The sequence below is a fragment of the Methanoregula sp. genome (assembly GCF_028679125.1).
Taxonomy (GTDB): domain Archaea; phylum Halobacteriota; class Methanomicrobia; order Methanomicrobiales; family Methanospirillaceae; genus Methanoregula.
Genome location: NZ_JAJRCG010000009.1, coordinates 1 through 15,820, shown reverse-complemented (window position 1 = coordinate 15,820; position 15,820 = coordinate 1). Strand labels below are relative to the sequence as shown.

Here is a 15,820-nt window from a genome sequence, read left to right as displayed (position 1 = left end):
CAGGCATAAAAAGGCGGAGTACCCGGATCCCGGGATGCAGGGGACTACCGGAGAAGAATTCCCAGGACATCAGAAAGGCAATGAAGGGCATCGTCAACCTTCCCGTTCTTCAGGAGCGACAGGCCTTTCACAATGCCCGTGCGGACATCTTTGGCATCAATATAATACGCCTGGTCGAATGCACGGGCGGAATCCTCCAGCCGTCCTACCATGAAACAGGAGTTACTCATCACCACCCATGCATCGGCGATCGTAGGATCAAGCGCCAGCGCTTTTTCCAGGCAGGCAATCGCTTCCGTGTGCCTTCCCAGAAAGGAGAGCGCCAGTCCTTTCCGGTACAGGGCCTTTGCATGCTCCGGTTCAATGGCGAGCGCCCGGTCCAGTACCTCAACGGCCGGTACATATTTTTTCAGGTTGATGAGGCCGATTCCTTTCTTGATGAGCGCAGAATGGAAGAACGGGTACACCCGGAGTGCCCGGTCATAACAGGCAATCTCGTCCTCATAGCGCTTCAGTTTCCCGCAGGCAAATCCCTTGTTCACCCATGCGGAAAGATACCGGGGACGGATTTCAAGGGCCCGGTCACAGCACCGGATCTCCGATTCGTATTTCCCCAGCATGCCCAGCGCAACGCCCTTGTTGTTCCAGGCCGTTGCATTCTCCGGATCGATCTGCAGTGCCTGGTCACAGCATGTTACTTTGTCGTCAAACCTGCCGAGCATGCCACAGGCAAATCCCCTGCCAATCCATGCATCAGCACACCCGGGATCCAGTACGATTGCCTTGTCACAGCATTCGATCTCTTCCTCGTACCGGCCCAGTTTCCCCAGGGCAAATCCCCTGCCCACCCATGCAAGGGCGAGCGTTGGATCGGCTTCAAGGGCAAGAGAGAACGACTTCAGGGCATCGTCATGCCGACGGTCACGCCCGAGTGCGAGACCTTCATAATAGTACTCCCTGCCTTTATTTCGAAAACCAGTACTGTCTGCAAAATCCGGCATAGAGAACACGGGACCTGATCCCGGTGACAAGGCGCTTATCCTTACCACTGATTTGTATACGTGATATTTATGTTAATGTATTGGTGAAAATTGATCGGTCCGGGTTCCGGAAACAGAGCATAAAATGGCTTATATTTTTAACTATAAAACAATGATCATTTTGTTTTTTTGATAGAATAGTAAACAATATATTTATTAAAAATGATCTTCTCTTTGTGACCCGGGACTCCTCGGACAGCGGACAATCAAACCCGATTGGTGTCATACTTCTGGTAGTTGTCACCATCGCACTTGCAGCACTTGTGCTGGCCCTGATCATCCAGATGCCTAAGTTGGGGTTTGATCCCCCGGTCCCGACAATATTCGAGATCACGAAACTCCGTCATACCGGAGAGAACGGAGTCCTGAATTATGATAGTTATATGGTGGTAAAGAACCGCGGAACCACCGCGTATGACAACACAAAATTATATGCAAAAACGTACAGGAACGGGGAACTCCTTCCCTGCGTCATCCCGTACATAAATTTCAACAAGTATATCCGGGATAAACCGTACGGGATCCAGACCATCGGGGGGTTTGGTACGGACGATTATGCATGGTCGCCGGATGCCTCCATTTTCATTGATTATTCTGACCGGACATTTTATCCGGGGGACAACGTCCGGTTCGAGGTGTATGACCGGGACACCAACCAGATCCTGTCCACCGACACCTGGCCACATACCGAAGAAACGAATCAGGAAAGAATGATGAAATTATTTCTCAGTCATCAAGGCGCTTGAACACGCCTTTCTTTGCCTTGAGAACTTTACATTCGGGACACCGCCACGTATCCGGCACCTGTTCCCAGGGGGTTCCTGCAGGTATACCATTCTTCGGATCGCCTTTTTCAGGATCATAGATATAGTGGCACTCGAGGCATACCCATCGTGCAAGTTTTGTAACCTGTGTCAATGTCAAACAACTCCGTAACAAGAGATTTTTGTATATTACATATTCTCCTTTTTCCTGCGGTTATATGAATTCACCCTTCAGGGCAATCCCCCGGGTATCAGGGAATACCGGGCGCCGGTTCCAAAACCGGCAGGTTCCGGGCGCAGAGCCGGGCAACCCGCAGGGGCTCGGGAATTTTCCCGTCCAGGGTAAAATCATCGCAGAGCTGCGCCGCATCCTCGTGAGTGATACCCCAGGAACGGAGATAGATGGTCTGGCCGGTCTGCAACAGGGCCGGCATGCGTTCACCCAGCTGCCGGTACGCGGCAATCCGATCAGGATCCTCCGGGAAATGGTGTGCAATATCACCGGCCAGTCCATCGGACTCCTCATAGGTGACGCAGATGACCGGTACGCCGGATTCCTGTTCTACCCGGGCCGGGTCGATCACGTTGAACCACGAGATCACGCACCCGGAGAGCAGGATGACGTTCAGATCCCGACGGTGCAGATCGCGGATCATGGCAAGGATCGCATCGGTTGCATCCAATCCCCCGACCGTTGCGGTCCCGAACGTGAAGCCGTCAATGCGGAGATCCTTTCGCATCACAACACCCGCAAGGATCGACCGTGTCCTGCCGGTATAACTTTCCGCAATGCCCAGTGCCCTCAGCCCTTTCTTGGGCAGATGCATAGAAGCACTTATGACACTGGATTAAAAATACTATACCAATGAAATTCAACAAGGATGAGGTCTGCATCTTAATTCCCATTCTCAATGAGGCGCCGACCGTTGGCGGGGTGGTTAAAGAATTCAAGACCCTCGGGTATACCCATATTCTTGTCATCGATGGCAAGAGCACGGACAATTCCGTGAAAATTGCCCGGGAAGCGGGTGCCATCGTCCGCACGCAATCCGGAAAAGGGAAAGGGAATGCCATCATCGAGGCATTTGAAGTGATTGAGCAGCCCTACATCCTCATGCTTGACGGGGACGGCACATATTCTGCCAAAGATGCCGAGAAGATGCTCACTCCCCTGTTCCTCGGGTTCGACCAGGTGATTGGCGACCGGCTGATCAATGCTGAAGAGGGATCCTTCTCCCAGCTCAATCTCTTTGGCAACCATATGCTCAATCTTCTCTTCAAGATCGCCCATAGCCGGGATCTCCATGACATTCTCTCTGGGTACCGGGCATTTACCCGCCTTGCCATCCAGCAGATGCACTTAAAAGAGACCGGCTTCGAGATCGAGACCGAGATCTCGGTCGAATCGGTGCGGAACGGCCAGCGGGTCATGGTAGTTCCCATCCGGTATTCCCAGCGGCCGGGAACCGCCACCAAACTCTCACCATTCCATGACGGGATCAAGATCGTCAGCACGATCTACCGGCTCGCACGGGTCAACAACCCGATGTTCTACTTCGGCATGATGGGCATTTTTACCTCCATACTGGGTGTGCTCATCGGGCTCTTCGTATTGCTCGAATGGCTCAATAATATCGAGCATATTCCGCTTACCATTCTTACGGTCCTTCTCATTGTCGTGGGTATCGAGATCTTCATGTTCGGCATGATCAGCGACATGCTGCTCGTTTTCCACCGCGAGATTATCCGGGAGATCCAGCTTCTCCAACCGCCAAAACCACCCAAGTAATTTTTTTTAAAACGGTTTTGTTTTTTTCCCGGTATATGCGAGAAGGGGAGATGCACAACCGGTTACCTTTTTGCGACCAGGGTCTGCCGGATAGTTTTCTGACAGGATTTGGTTACCAATTTTAAGCAGGGTCGGGTTGATCCGGAAAAATTGTGAACGCACTCGCAATCGTCCGGTGTTTGCTCCCCCTTACAGGAACACGCCCATGGCCCACCCCCTCCTTGGACTCCGGGCCTCGCATGAGATCATTTTGTCCGGCCCTGTAGCGATCCCACAGACGCCCCGCGATCGCGACCCGGCCTGCTCTTTTTAATCCCGGAAGGTCCGCCCCCTCTTTGGAAATATTTCATGCGACCCCCACACCATCAGCAAAAATATTTTGTGAGACTTGTGGCTCATAAGTAAAAAATTCCGCGATCTCTCGCAGTTTTTTTCCCTAAATTTTTTCCACGTCAAAAATAATTTCAAAAACTTTTCAGAAAAATTTTCATGGCCCGGTCCGCAACGAAACCCGGCATCGGAATCCCCGCGTCTCACACCGTAAACCCCCATTCAAAACAATCTCCCGGAACCCCCTTTTTCCGGATTCGGGCCATCCCCTATCCGGCCCCAATACGTGCCCCGATTCCCGATTTTTCCGGAACGGAGCCCTGTACGTGCCCGGATTGGGATCGAGCGACCCCCTGTTTGATACAAAACTCCTGGAGTTTTTCACTGAACAGGGGGTCCGACAGATTAGTCTACGACGTAAACGTATATTTCACATCGGATGTTATCCCTATGAAATACCCTGGGAAAGATACATTCTCCCAAACCCCATTCTCCGACGGAGAACGATCCCAGGAACCCGGCCGGACCCCCTTCAAAAGTGCGTAATTCCCGGAAAACCCCGAAATAGGGAGATTTTACCGAGTTATACGGGCTCCGATTGGTTTTTCTCCGTCGGAGATCAAAAATGGCGTAAATAGACGCAATTGGATGGCCGATATCCTTCCAAACGGGCAATGGTGCGGGAAAATGAAAAGAAGCCCAGTTTTGGCAGGGGGCCTCACGTCGGAGAGGGCAATTTCTCTGTCGGAGAACGTCACAGTTGCCCCCCAGGTTCTCCCTTGTTCCGGATAATGATCACGTTGTTCGTCGCCCCCAGGGTCGCGAGGTTGCCGGTAATCGTGCTGCCGGCCACGAAGTGACCGTGATCTCTATCCGACACCGGAGCGGGGCTTATCGCGGGTTGTAATATTGTTACCCCACCACCGCCAGCCATCCCCAGTATACCAGTACCTGCAACACCGTGAGTGGCAGCCCGACTTTCATGAACTCAAAGAATGTCAGCGTCACGCCCTGCTTCTCCGCGTTCTGGATGATGATCACGTTGCTCGCCGCCCCTAGGATCGTGAGATTGCCGGCAATCGTGCTGCCGGCCGCAAGCGCCATGAGTTGTGCCGTGCCGCTTCCAGCCTGCATCACGAGCGGCTGGAAGAGGGCAACGAACGGCACATTGGAGATGAACTGGCTGATGATGACGCTGGTACCAAGGAGCAGCGGGACCGATGAGAGCATTGCCCCGCTGACAAATGACTGGAAAAATCCCGTCAGCCAGACGCTCTCCATGAGAACGAACATCGCGGCAAAGAAGACGAGCGTATACCAGTCGATCGCTTTGAGAATCTCAAAGCGCCTGTGCGAGAAGAGAATAACGGGAAGGGCGGCACCGATAGCGATCAAGGGCAGGGTCACGAGCATGGAGCCGGTGAGGAGCGACGCAATGATGTTTGCCGCTGCCAGCAGCAGGACAATCGCGAGCGCAATCTTTACAAGGATCATCAGCCGTGCATCGCAGGCCGGGGCCGGTTCCTGCTCATACACCCGTGGCAGGAATTCTCCGGGATAGAGCCAGCGCAGCACCGCGTACGCGACCCCGAGACAGAGCAGGGTCGGGATGGCGAGATAGAGTGCGAACGTGACAAAGGGCGAGGCCATACCGGAGTTGAGGGCAACGAGCAGGTTCTGGGGATTGCCGATCGGGCTCATGACGCTGCCGGTGGTGATCGCGATGGCGAGCGTGAGCATGAGGAGTTTTGGTGAAATTCTGCGACCCGCTGCAAGACCAAGGACGAGCGGCGTGCCGATCACGGCGAGGGTGTCGTTCATCAAAAGCGCCGAGAGGATGCCCATGCCAAAGAGGATGAAGAGCACGACCTGGTCGGGATTTTTCGCCCGGGCAAAGAAGCGGTGCGCAATGCAGGAGAGATAGCCGCTTGCAACCAGCGCCTCCCCGACCACGAACATGCCAAAGAGGAAGAGCATCACATCGGGATCGATGGCATGGACGGCATCGGATGGCGAGATCTGACCAGTAAGGAGAACGACAATCGCTCCGCCGAGCATGATCTGCCAGATCCTGAGATTGAACCTGCCGACCTGCCTGACCGCAATGAGCAGGAAAACCACGGCAAGTACGATGATGGGAATGTACGTAACAGATCTCTTTTACTGCACGATGATGAGGATTGTCATTCTGTCAGAACTGGGGGGATGCGAGCGTGTCTGGCCGGAAAAATTTTCCGGGGTCAATATCGCAAAAAACGCAATCTCTTCGGAAAATTGGTAAATTTTTTATTTTTTGCAAATTTTCCGGAAAAATGGCACAGTTATGGTTGGTGATCCACGTTCCAGTGCAGGAGGATTCCCTCTTCGATCTTTCGGGTCTCAAGGAGCGTGAGCCGGCAGAACTCGGACTCCTTGAGGAATCCTGCGCCATCGGCAAGGGTCGGGGCATCCTTCCCGCCAATCACCAGGTTCCCGATGAAGGTATAGATCTCATCTACCAGCCCGGCCGCGATCAGCCCGGCAATAAGGGTACCGCCCCCCTCCACCATGACCCGCTGGATACCCATCGCGCCCAGTTCATCCATAAGAAGCGTCAGGTCCACCCGGTCCCGGCCGGCAACGATCACCGTTGCGAGTGACTGAAGGTGCGCTACGTTCTCTTTGTCCGCCTCTTCAGCAACCGCGATGATCCGTTTTCCCGTTCCCTTGAGCAGGATGGATGCATCCGGCGGGGTGCGGGCATGGCTGTCGACAACAATACGGATCGGGTGCTCGTCAACCCCCCGCCGTATCCGGTTGGTCCGGCATTCTTCTGCTTTCACGGTCAGTGACGGGTCATCCGCAAGGACCGTCCCGATCCCGACCATGACCGCATCGCTGCCGGCCTTGAGCCGGTCAACCCGGTTAAAATCCTGGACCCCGGATATCTTTACCTGGCGCCGTTCGCGGGTGGAGAGTTTGCCGTCAGCACTCATGGCAACATTGACAATCACATGGGGTCGCATAGTCCATCGTTGGTTGCCCTCCCGGTTATAATAAACCACTGATTTATGTGCGATCCCTTCTTCAGGTACCCGCATTGTTCCCGGGCAATTCTCTAACAAATCCCCTTTTTTAGTGTGAAAAGCCACTCATCTCACGTAAAACGGTCTGATTCAGATGCTTCATTTTAAATAAAATGAAAACAGATTGCCAAAACGAATTATGGGTGAGATTGCATTGCCAATTGACCGTTTCCCGGTACCTGATGAAGAACTGGTACGGATCATCGTTGTCACATCGCTGACCATTTCGTGTATCCTTATCACTGCCATGGCGTATTCCAGCGCTTTTTGCCTCATCAGTTCCCAGCTCCTGTTCATACCGATCATCTATGCGGCATATTTTTTCCCGAGACGCGGCCTGTATATTGCAGCGATATGCAGCTTCGCTTTCCAGACCATAGGGTACTATCACAGTTATCCCGATTCCCTGGCAATGATTAGCGTTACATCCGAAGCAATTTTTTTCATCATTCTCGCGGCACTCATCACGTTCTTCAACGAGCGGGTCCGTTCCGGGGAAGTCCGGTACCGGGCTATCTTCGAGCACTCGCAGATCGGGATCCTCCTTTTCGATTCGGCGACATTCGCCATCCGCACGAGCAACACCAAGTTCTCCGGCATGCTGAATTATACCCCCGGCCAGGTGAATGAAAAATCATTCCTGGATATCTTCCTCACTCCCCGGGAGAAGAGCCGGTTCCTTGAGCGGATCGAAAAGGAGAAGACCACCTCGGATTTCGAGACACGGTTTGCCACAAAAGACGGGGGATCCTGCTGGGTGAACCTCTCGTGGGATCACATCGATGCGAATACCGTCAGTTGTTCGGTGATGAACATCAATGGCCGCAAGATTGCCGAGAAACTCAACAACGACAACATGATGAAGTACCGGCAGCTCACCGAGAGTTCGCCCACCAGTATCCTCATCATCCAGAACGGGTTCATCCGTTTTGCCAACCCGTCGTTTGTTGCGTTTCTGGGACATACGGTTGCGGAGATTACCGGTAAAAGCCTGGAGACCTTCATCGATCCGGGGGATCGTGAGAATCTGAATGAGTTCATGGCACAATGGTCACAGAAAATTCCCGCAGCACAAACCCGGGAATTGCGGTTCGTGACAAAGAGCGGCGAGATCCGGGGCGCAGCACTCTTTACTACCGCTATCCGGCACCTGGAGAACCCGGCTACCCTCATCAACCTTGTCGATATCTCTGAAAAACAGCGGCTGGAAGAGAAGATCCTCCAGGATAATGACCGCCGCCGGGGTATCATCATCACCGTTGCTCACGAGCTGCGGACGCCCCTTCAGCCCATCCTCGGGTACCTCAATCTCCTGATCTCCGATCCGGAGGGGTTCGGCATTGTCGCGGATACCAAGAAGATCCTTGAACGCTGCCTTGCAAGCGTGGATCGCGAGCGGCAGATCATCAACCAGATGCTGGACCTCTCGGTGCTGGACAGCGGGAAGATCAAGCTGAAATATTCAACCTTTGCCCTTGCACCCATGGTCAGGAAAGTGCTGGACGACGGGGGGTTTGGCACAAAAGCCGATCTGACAGTTGATGTCGGAGAATCTGTCATGATCACGGCCGATGCAGACCGCATGATCAGTATCCTGGATTCCATCCTGTCCAATGCCATCAGTTATTCCAAGCCCCCGCGGAAGATCGGTATCATCTACCGGACGGGGATTGATGACCGGCAGCATCACATTGCGATCCGGGACAATGGCATCGGCATAGCGCCAAGCCAGTTATGTTCGATCTTCGAGCCGTTCCAGCTGGCAGATGGCGTTGTTCTTGCCCGTAAGTATGAACGGCTCGGCCTCTCGCTCTCCATTGCAAAGAAAGTGGTCCAGATGCATGGGGGCGATATCACCGTTGAAAGTGTCGTGAATGGCGGCAGTACATTTACCATTCATCTGCCAAAGGAGGTGCAGCATGACGCGTAAGATTATGCTTGTTGAAGATGACCTGCCAATCCTCGAGATGATGGAGATCCTTCTTCGAAAGATCGGGTACGAGCCGGTTCTTGTCCCGGATGTTCTGGAGGCACTCGAGCTGGTGAAGAGGGATCCCCCGGCACTCATCCTGCTGGATATCATGATGACGCCGATCAATGGCTGGGAGTTCCTGGAAAAACTCCGGACCGAGTACAATATCCGGGAACTGCCGGTGCTCTTGTTCACGGCCTCGCCATCTGTTGAGGAGAAGATCAGGCAGATGAATGATCCTTACCTTGGCGTGCTGCAAAAACCTGTATCAGTACCTGATCTGAAGGCCGGCATCGAGCGTTTTCTTGGAAAATAAATAAAAAATCGCAATAATTTTTTAAGGGTGCATTGCATCCCGCTCATTGTTCGCGGAGTTCCGGATCCGGGTATGCATGCATCACTGCGGTGTTTTTCTGATCTCTTCTGATACCGCATGGCCGGTCTTGTTCATGTCCTGTTCGAGTTCCCTGATCTGGTGGTCCACGTCAGCTTTGCGGCGCTCGGCTTCCACTTTCTTCATTTCAGTTCCCAGATCCACGGACAGTTCGGTCATTATCGCCTTGCTCCATCGTAGTATTTTGTGGTTTGAGAGAAAAATGATTCGATTTCAGGGCGATATATCCTGGCGGACAGGGCGCCATTGCCCCTGTGTTCTGGCAGGTAAATGCATCCGGAGAGCCCACGGTTTGCCCGGTACCCATCGACTGTTCAGGCCGGCAGGACGATCTTCTCCAAAATTGCAGCTACCGAATCGCCTTCGAGCAGGACAATCCCCCACGCCCCGTTCTCACCGATGAGGAGTGCTACCGGGTGAACGGCGGCAATCATCCCGTGTCCGTAACAGGTCGAGTTTTCCCTGACCACGGGGATGATAGTGCGGTTCCCGTATACCTGCGGCTGCTGCAACCGCAGCTCGTTACTCATGCCCCGGTCACCCCCGGTTTCCTGCGGGCAGCATATGCTATTGCTGCCTGTATCGCCGGTTCCTTTGCAAGGTTCAGGCCGGCGATCAGCACAAGGAGGGGATGTTCGACCCGGACCCGTACCGTGATATCCAGTTCAAAGACGACCCGGTCAAAGACCGGCACCATCTCCACATCAATGCGGGACGCGAGAAGGGCGAATCGTGACGCCCAGTAACAGCCATAGGTCTCCCCGGTCAGGACCGGGTCGCCAAGCCCGAGTGTCACGGTGCCCCGTGCATCCACGAACCGGCTCTGCTGCCAGAAGGCGGAACCGAACGTGCCGACCGGCCCGATCATCCGGTGCACGATATGGACCAGCTCGCCGATATCCAGCGGTTCCTCAACTCCCGCTTTGGGCTCCGGTACCGCCACATTTCCCGGGCTCTCCGGTTTTCCCGCTTCCATCTGGCCGGTATGGGAGAGAACCCGGTGGCCACACACGAGTACCGTGGTCTCCAGGTTCTTCCCAGAACCCGATGACCGGATGGCAATGATACCCCACGAGATGAGCACGGATGGCTCATGCCGGTCTGCGCTCCAGATAAGCGCAGCCGCTGCCCGGACCGGGATCGCGTACAGCAGGAGTGTAAGGGTAAGGAGCGGGACAATGAGCAGGAGGATAATAAACGCCGGGATGAGGAGGAGGTTCATAAAAAAGATATGGCAGGGTTATAGTTCGTCTTTCTTGCTGCCTTCATCCTTGTTCCGGGTCATCGTCTTGACCGCATCGATCACCTGCGGGGCCAGCGACTCGGAGAGGGCAGAGATAACCTGGGCAAGCTGGCTGTCCTTTTTGAGAGACATTACCTGGACACCTTCTGGCCCCTTCACGTCCTTGTGGAGGATGACGAGTGCTATCGGCTCGATCCCGCCACCGGCACCGGCACCCTGTCCGCCGCCATCCTTCGCATGGTTGCCCCCGGCACCAAACGCGAAACCATAGCGTGCCACCGGCACGACCAGCTTGTCACCGAAATCAACCGGTTCGCCCATCACGTTCTTTGCTGATAGGAATCCCTTCAGCTCAGCTGCTGTTTCCTGAAGCATCTGTTCGTTGGACATGGTGTTCACTCACCAAAGATAGCATCGTTCACCTATTTTAAATCGTCCGGGACGTGGACACGGCTGTACCTGGCGACCGTGACATGCAGGTGATCCCGGTCATGACAGGATCTCATGACGGGATATGAGGCCTGATCTTCAGACAGGACCGGGCTGCCATCACTATCCGGTACATACGGGAAGATCTCCTCATGGCATCTCCGGATCTGCGGGTCACCGGAAGAGAAGATTGATGCGGTGAGATCCAAATCAAACGGCCGGACATGATTCAGAAGTACCCTGATTGCATGACCGGTGAAAATCAAATGATCTCCAGGCCATTTCAGTATCAGGAGTTGACTTTCTTCGCAAACAACGGGGCCACTTCCCGGGCGGTCTCGTCTGTTATGAAGGTGATGAGAGATTCTCCTGCACTGAGCTTTCGTGCGGGCTGGATCCGGCTGGTGGTCCGCCCACCGCTGCGGATGCCGAACTCTCCTATGCCAAAACGGGTATGCAGCTCCAGTTCGCCAATTGTCTTCCCGTCTGCTTTGGAACCGGGTTCGATAAGGAATGAGTGTACGTGCCGGTCGTTGAAGAGAATGCTGGGATCTTCCAGTTCCGCTTCGCCCGTGGTACTCTTCGCGAACAGGGTAGTGCCGATCGCCTTGGTCTTTTTTATAATGTAATTGATCTCCTCATCGGGAAGCTGGTATTTCCGGAGTACCCGGGAGAAGATCTCAACCGATGCCTCAAATTCTTCCGAGATCACTTCATCAGCACCCAGATCCAGCAGGGCCCGGGCCTCCCGCACCCGCCGTGTCCGCGCAAGAATATGCACGCCGGGCGCAAGTTCCCGTGCGGTATTGATAATACGGGGGATGGCATCCTCATCGGACACAACGATGACCAGCGTCCGTGCCCGCCGGATACCGGCATGTTCCAGTACTTCAGCCTGTACGGCATCCCCGAACATGAAGTTGGGGCGGAAGGTTGACCTCTCCTGCCGGATGATCGCCGGGTTCAGCTCGATGACCATGTAGGAAATCCCGGCAATGGCAGCTGCCCGGGCAACGCTCTTGCCGGTGATGCCATAGCCGGCGATGATGAGGTGATTGGAGAGATCCTTCTCTATCTCCTCTGCGGGTTCTGCCCGCTGTTTAAGGATCCGGGCCGGCACGATCCGGTAGATGAGATCAACGGTTTTCGGTGCTGCATTCATGGTAAAGGGGGTCAGGGCCATGGTGATGATCGCCGCGGCAAGGAAAATCTGGTAGACCACGTTCGGGATGAGTGCGGAGTCAAGACCGGTCTTTGCCAGGACAAAGGAGAACTCCCCGATCTGGCAGAGTGCAAGGCCCGAAAAAACACAGACCCGCAGCGGCATCCCGATCACTGCGGCGGCAACCGCACCCGTAAGGATCTTTACGACAATGATGGTGACAACGATCATGGCCACGTAATAGAAATCGGAGAAGATAGTCTGGGTATTGAGGAGCATACCGATCGAGAGGAAGAAGATTGCAGCAAAGACATCCCGGAACGGGATGATGTGGCCGAGGGCATTGATATTGTAATCCGATTCCCCGATGATGAGCCCGGCAATGAACGCCCCGAGCGTGAACGAGAGCCCCGCTTCGCTTGTCAGCCACGCGATGAGAACACAGATGCCGGCAAGGGTGATGAGGAAGAGCTCGCGGTTCTTCTCGCATGCCACTTTGTACAGGAACGCCGGGATCACCCAGCGGGCCATGACGATGATGACAAGGAGGATGATGGCGACTTTTCCTATCTGGAATGGCAGTGAATTCAGGTCAATGCCCCCGCTCCCGACAAGCATGGGTGCGATAAGCATCATGGGAATGATGGCAAGGTCCTGGAAGATGAGGATCCCAAGAAGCGTCCTGCCCTGGAGAGTATCCACCTCGCCTTTCTCCTGCAGGATCTTCATGACAATGGCCGTGCTGGAGAGGGAGACGATGAACCCGAAGATCAGCGCCTCGGAAAAAGGCATACCGAGATATTCGGTGAGAAGGGTGATTGCAACGATCGTGACCAGGACCTGTACGGATCCCCCGATGATCACCGTCCGCCATGAGCGCAGGAGTTTCTGGAACGAGAATTCAAGACCAATGGTAAAGAGGAGCAGGACAATCCCGATATTGCCGAACGCATCAATGGCATCCTGGTTGGTGATGATCCCGAAACTGTACGGCCCGACCAGGATGCCGATGATCAGGTAGCTGACAATACTGGGGATCTTCAGGCGCTGGCCGAAGTAGAGGAGGAGGACGGCAAGTATCAGGACACTTACACTGGCAACGAGGATATCCATGCAGAATCTTCCGGTGTATTACAGACTTTGAGTAGAGGTGGCGATGAACCGGATATAATACTTTCTGCAACAGGGTACGATACCACGTGCTAAAAAAACCAGCACTCATTTGCGAAAGGAAAGGATCATTACTGCGACCGGTAGCAGGAATGAAAGAATCGTATGCCATCCGGTCCGGGCCGATCAATAAAAACAAAAGATTTGGCCGGGCGCACTATTTCGTGCCCCAATGAAAAAGATCAGGCCTCTTCCTGTTTTGAGAAACAATGGCCGAGATCCTTGGCCGTCTGGTCTGTTGCAAAGATGATGAGCGCGTCACCCGCTATCAGGCAGGTGCTCACATCCGGCTGGGCGGTGGTCTTGTTATCACGGCGAACGCCGAAATCGGATATGCCATACCTGCTTTTGAGTTCCAGGTCCGCAATCGTCTTCCCGTCAGCAAAGGATCCCGGCTCAACGGTGAGCATATGGATACGCAGGGATAAGAGGACCGTGTCCATGCCCATCGTCGGCGTGTTGTTCCCGTTCTTGATAAACTTGGCATAGCCCCAGTTCTGAAGTTTTGAGACGATTTTTGCAATCTCCGAATCTGGCAGCCGGTACTTCTTCAGTGCCCGGGTGAAGATCTCCTTTGCCGCCTCGTACTCTTCCGACACGACCTCATCGGCTCCGAGATCCAGCAGGTATTGTGCATGGCGGATGTGCGTTGTCCGGGCGATGATATAGATCTCCGGCGCCAGCTGCCGGGCGGAATGGACGATGCGGGGAATTACTTCCTGGTCGGACACAACGACAACCAGTGCCCGTGCATCGCGGATCCCGGCATGTTCCAGCAGTTCCTCCTGGGCTGCATCCCCAAAGAGGAAGAACGGGCGACGGGAGGATTTCTCCCTCCGGATGATATCCGGATTCAGTTCGATGACCATGTAGGGGATGCCGGTGATCTCGGCTGCACGGGCAACACTCTTGCCGGTGATGCCGTATCCTGCGATAATGATATGATCCGTGAGCGATCGTTCGGGTGTGACACCAGCAGAGCATCCCGCAGGGTCGGGAAGGACCCGTCGGGGCGCATGGCGGTACCAGAACTCGGTCACCCGGGGGGCGGCGTTCATCATGAAGGGCGTGAGGGCCATCGTGACGATGGCTGCCGCAAGGAAGATCTGGTAGATCCTGTTCGGGATAAAGTTCGCGTCAAGACCGGTCTTCGCGAGCACGAACGAGAACTCTCCCACCTGGCAGAGCGCAAAACCCGTCATGATGGAGACACGGGCCGGCATCCCGAGGATGGCCGATGCGAACATACCGGTCAGGATCTTGATGCCGATGATCAGGATCACAATCATCAGGATGAGGGTGATGAACGACGAGTCCGCGAAGATGGTTTTTGTGTCCAGCAGCATCCCGATGGAGAGGAAGAAGATTGCGGCAAAGATGTCCCGGAACGGGATGATGTGGCTGAGCGCATCGATGTTGTAATCCGATTCCCCGATGATCAGGCCGGCAACGAATGCCCCGAGCGTGTACGAGAGCCCGGCCTGGTTGGTGAGCCAGGCAACGATCACGCAGATACCGGCGATCGTAATGAAGAAGAGTTCCCGGTTCTTCTGGGAAGCGACCTTGTACAGCATCTTCGGGATCACCCACTTGGCGAGGATGATGATGAGGATGAGGATCATCGCGACCTTGGTGATCTGCTCGGGAAGGTCTCCCAGATCGGTACCACCGATACCCATGAATACCGGGGTGATGAGGAGCATCGGGATGATGGCGAGGTCCTGGAAGAGCAGGATCCCAAAAAGGGTCCGGCCCTGCAGAGTGTCCACCTCGCGGCGTTCCTGCAGGATCTTCATGACGATTGCTGTACTGGAGAGCGAGATGATGAATCCGAATACGATGGCTGACTGGGCCGGTACCCCAAGAATGTATGCGGCAAACGCGATGCCAACGATCGTGGTACAGAGCTGGGCAAGGCCGCCGATGATCACAATGCGCCAGGACTTGAGCAGTTTTTCAAACGAGAACTCGAGGCCAATGGTGAAGAGCAGGAGCATGATCCCGATCTCCCCCATCGTCTCGATCGTGGACTGGTCGGTGATGATCGCGAGGCCATAGGGCCCGGCAAACATGCCGATGATGAGGAAACTGACAATGCTCGGCAGCTGGTACTTCGCTCCCACGTACAGGAGAATGATGGAAAGGATGCCGATACCGACAAGAGCAAGCATGAAGTCCATTAGGCCATCATCCCGTGTAAGAAACGGTTCATTCCCGTGATTATGCGACGGTCAGATCCCAAAAGAAATGTTCCGTTTATTTTTTGTGAATAATTCGTATTCATGATAGGTGATGCTGATATGGTCCCGGCATGTACCGGTGTTCTGCAGCAAAGTTCGGGAAAAGAAGTGCCCCAGGCCTGATTTGAACAGGCGACAACCAGATCTTCAGTCTGGCGCTCTCCCGGGCTGAGCTACTAGGGCAGGGATACAAATGTTGTTCCTGTTGACTAATAAATGATC

The 15,820-nt window shown here is 54.4% G+C and carries 16 protein-coding genes and 1 tRNA gene; 4 read left to right on the top strand and 13 right to left on the bottom strand.

What is annotated here, in order from left to right:
* Window positions 1–44: 44 nt before the first annotated feature.
* On the bottom strand, window positions 45–1,001 hold the full coding sequence (locus tag LUQ43_RS07735) for a tetratricopeptide repeat protein (RefSeq protein WP_299965938.1): 957 nt from the start codon (window positions 999–1,001) through the stop codon (window positions 45–47).
* 215 nt (window positions 1,002–1,216) lie between these two features.
* Between LUQ43_RS07735 and LUQ43_RS07730 the strand changes: the two genes are divergently transcribed.
* The gene (locus LUQ43_RS07730) at window positions 1,217–1,786 is read left to right on the top strand and encodes an archaellin/type IV pilin N-terminal domain-containing protein (RefSeq protein WP_299965937.1); all 570 of its coding nucleotides are present in this window, start codon (window positions 1,217–1,219) and stop codon (window positions 1,784–1,786) included.
* On the opposite strand, the gene LUQ43_RS07725 is transcribed toward LUQ43_RS07730, so the two are convergent.
* Together LUQ43_RS07725 and LUQ43_RS07720 are read right to left on the bottom strand one after the other, a co-directional pair.
* Window positions 1,767–1,958, bottom strand: coding sequence for a rubredoxin (locus LUQ43_RS07725; RefSeq protein WP_299965935.1), 192 nt, complete (start codon window positions 1,956–1,958; stop codon window positions 1,767–1,769). The genes LUQ43_RS07730 and LUQ43_RS07725 overlap by 20 nt on opposite strands.
* 97 nt (window positions 1,959–2,055) lie before the next feature.
* Window positions 2,056–2,631 carry a DUF99 family protein gene (locus LUQ43_RS07720; protein ID WP_299965933.1) on the bottom strand — a complete coding sequence of 192 codons (576 nt, stop codon included), beginning with the start codon at window positions 2,629–2,631 and terminating at the stop codon, window positions 2,056–2,058.
* Window positions 2,632–2,669: 38 nt separating this feature from the next.
* On the opposite strand from LUQ43_RS07720, the gene aglJ reads away from it, so the two are divergent.
* Window positions 2,670–3,593 (top strand): S-layer glycoprotein N-glycosyltransferase AglJ, encoded by a 924-nt coding sequence (gene aglJ / locus LUQ43_RS07715; protein WP_299965931.1) that lies wholly within the window; start codon window positions 2,670–2,672, stop codon window positions 3,591–3,593.
* A gap of 1,084 nt (window positions 3,594–4,677) precedes the next feature.
* Here aglJ and LUQ43_RS07710 read toward each other — a convergent pair.
* The 3 genes from LUQ43_RS07710 to LUQ43_RS07700 all read right to left on the bottom strand — a co-directional run bounded on the left by LUQ43_RS07710 (window position 4,678) and on the right by LUQ43_RS07700 (window position 6,928).
* Window positions 4,678–4,803: a hypothetical protein gene (locus LUQ43_RS07710; RefSeq protein WP_299965929.1), complete on the bottom strand. Its 126-nt coding sequence runs from the start codon at window positions 4,801–4,803 to the stop codon at window positions 4,678–4,680.
* Window positions 4,804–4,835: 32 nt separating this feature from the next.
* Entirely contained in the window at window positions 4,836–6,044 is a 1,209-nt protein-coding gene (locus LUQ43_RS07705; RefSeq protein ID WP_299965926.1) for an SLC13 family permease, read from the bottom strand.
* A 200-nt stretch (window positions 6,045–6,244) separates the two neighbouring features.
* Entirely contained in the window at window positions 6,245–6,928 is a 684-nt protein-coding gene (locus LUQ43_RS07700) for a 2,5-diamino-6-(ribosylamino)-4(3H)-pyrimidinone 5'-phosphate reductase (protein ID WP_299965924.1), read from the bottom strand.
* 199 nt (window positions 6,929–7,127) lie between these two features.
* On the opposite strand from LUQ43_RS07700, the gene LUQ43_RS07695 reads away from it, so the two are divergent.
* Window positions 7,128–8,918, top strand: coding sequence for a PAS domain-containing sensor histidine kinase (locus LUQ43_RS07695; protein ID WP_299965921.1), 1,791 nt, complete (start codon window positions 7,128–7,130; stop codon window positions 8,916–8,918).
* A complete protein-coding gene (locus LUQ43_RS07690; RefSeq protein ID WP_299965918.1) occupies window positions 8,908–9,276 on the top strand; it encodes a response regulator in 369 nt (122 codons plus the stop codon). The genes LUQ43_RS07695 and LUQ43_RS07690 overlap by 11 nt, the downstream gene beginning before the upstream one ends.
* A gap of 81 nt (window positions 9,277–9,357) precedes the next feature.
* Here LUQ43_RS07690 and LUQ43_RS07685 read toward each other — a convergent pair whose 3' ends face one another.
* The 7 genes from LUQ43_RS07685 to LUQ43_RS07655 form a co-directional block, all read right to left on the bottom strand.
* A complete protein-coding gene (locus tag LUQ43_RS07685; RefSeq protein ID WP_299965915.1) occupies window positions 9,358–9,513 on the bottom strand; it encodes a hypothetical protein in 156 nt (51 codons plus the stop codon).
* 155 nt (window positions 9,514–9,668) lie between these two features.
* Complete coding sequence (locus tag LUQ43_RS07680) at window positions 9,669–9,884, bottom strand: hypothetical protein (RefSeq protein WP_299965912.1); 216 nt, start codon at window positions 9,882–9,884, stop codon at window positions 9,669–9,671.
* Window positions 9,881–10,576, bottom strand: coding sequence for a DUF2953 domain-containing protein (locus LUQ43_RS07675; protein WP_299965909.1), 696 nt, complete (start codon window positions 10,574–10,576; stop codon window positions 9,881–9,883). Before LUQ43_RS07675 ends, LUQ43_RS07680 begins: the two co-directional genes overlap by 4 nt.
* Window positions 10,577–10,594: 18 nt before the next feature.
* Window positions 10,595–10,987, bottom strand: coding sequence for a spore germination protein GerW family protein (locus LUQ43_RS07670; RefSeq protein WP_299965906.1), 393 nt, complete (start codon window positions 10,985–10,987; stop codon window positions 10,595–10,597).
* Window positions 10,988–11,315: 328 nt separating this feature from the next.
* A complete protein-coding gene (locus LUQ43_RS07665) occupies window positions 11,316–13,301 on the bottom strand; it encodes a monovalent cation:proton antiporter family protein (RefSeq protein WP_299965903.1) in 1,986 nt (661 codons plus the stop codon).
* A 239-nt stretch (window positions 13,302–13,540) separates the two neighbouring features.
* Window positions 13,541–15,538, bottom strand: coding sequence for a cation:proton antiporter (locus tag LUQ43_RS07660; protein WP_299965900.1), 1,998 nt, complete (start codon window positions 15,536–15,538; stop codon window positions 13,541–13,543).
* Between the two features lie 169 nt (window positions 15,539–15,707).
* Window positions 15,708–15,781 (bottom strand) — tRNA-Phe (locus tag LUQ43_RS07655).
* Window positions 15,782–15,820 lie beyond the last annotated feature (39 nt).

Bases quoted from the DNA above. Each gene is read 5' to 3' on its own strand.
- LUQ43_RS07680 (WP_299965912.1), bottom strand. From the start codon at position 9,884: ATGAGTAACGAGCTGCGGTTGCAGCAGCCGCAGGTATACGGGAACCGC.
- LUQ43_RS07690 (WP_299965918.1), top strand. From the start codon at position 8,908: ATGACGCGTAAGATTATGCTTGTTGAAGATGACCTGCCAATCCTCGAG.
- LUQ43_RS07700 (WP_299965924.1), bottom strand. From the start codon at position 6,928: ATGCGACCCCATGTGATTGTCAATGTTGCCATGAGTGCTGACGGCAAA.
- LUQ43_RS07670 (WP_299965906.1), bottom strand. From the start codon at position 10,987: ATGTCCAACGAACAGATGCTTCAGGAAACAGCAGCTGAGCTGAAGGGA.
- LUQ43_RS07675 (WP_299965909.1), bottom strand. From the start codon at position 10,576: ATGAACCTCCTCCTCATCCCGGCGTTTATTATCCTCCTGCTCATTGTC.
- LUQ43_RS07695 (WP_299965921.1), top strand. From the start codon at position 7,128: ATGGGTGAGATTGCATTGCCAATTGACCGTTTCCCGGTACCTGATGAA.
- LUQ43_RS07665 (WP_299965903.1), bottom strand. From the start codon at position 13,301: ATGGATATCCTCGTTGCCAGTGTAAGTGTCCTGATACTTGCCGTCCTC.
- LUQ43_RS07685 (WP_299965915.1), bottom strand. From the start codon at position 9,513: ATGACCGAACTGTCCGTGGATCTGGGAACTGAAATGAAGAAAGTGGAA.
- LUQ43_RS07735 (WP_299965938.1), bottom strand. From the start codon at position 1,001: ATGCCGGATTTTGCAGACAGTACTGGTTTTCGAAATAAAGGCAGGGAG.
- LUQ43_RS07660 (WP_299965900.1), bottom strand. From the start codon at position 15,538: ATGGACTTCATGCTTGCTCTTGTCGGTATCGGCATCCTTTCCATCATT.
- aglJ (WP_299965931.1), top strand. From the start codon at position 2,670: ATGAAATTCAACAAGGATGAGGTCTGCATCTTAATTCCCATTCTCAAT.
- LUQ43_RS07720 (WP_299965933.1), bottom strand. From the start codon at position 2,631: ATGCATCTGCCCAAGAAAGGGCTGAGGGCACTGGGCATTGCGGAAAGT.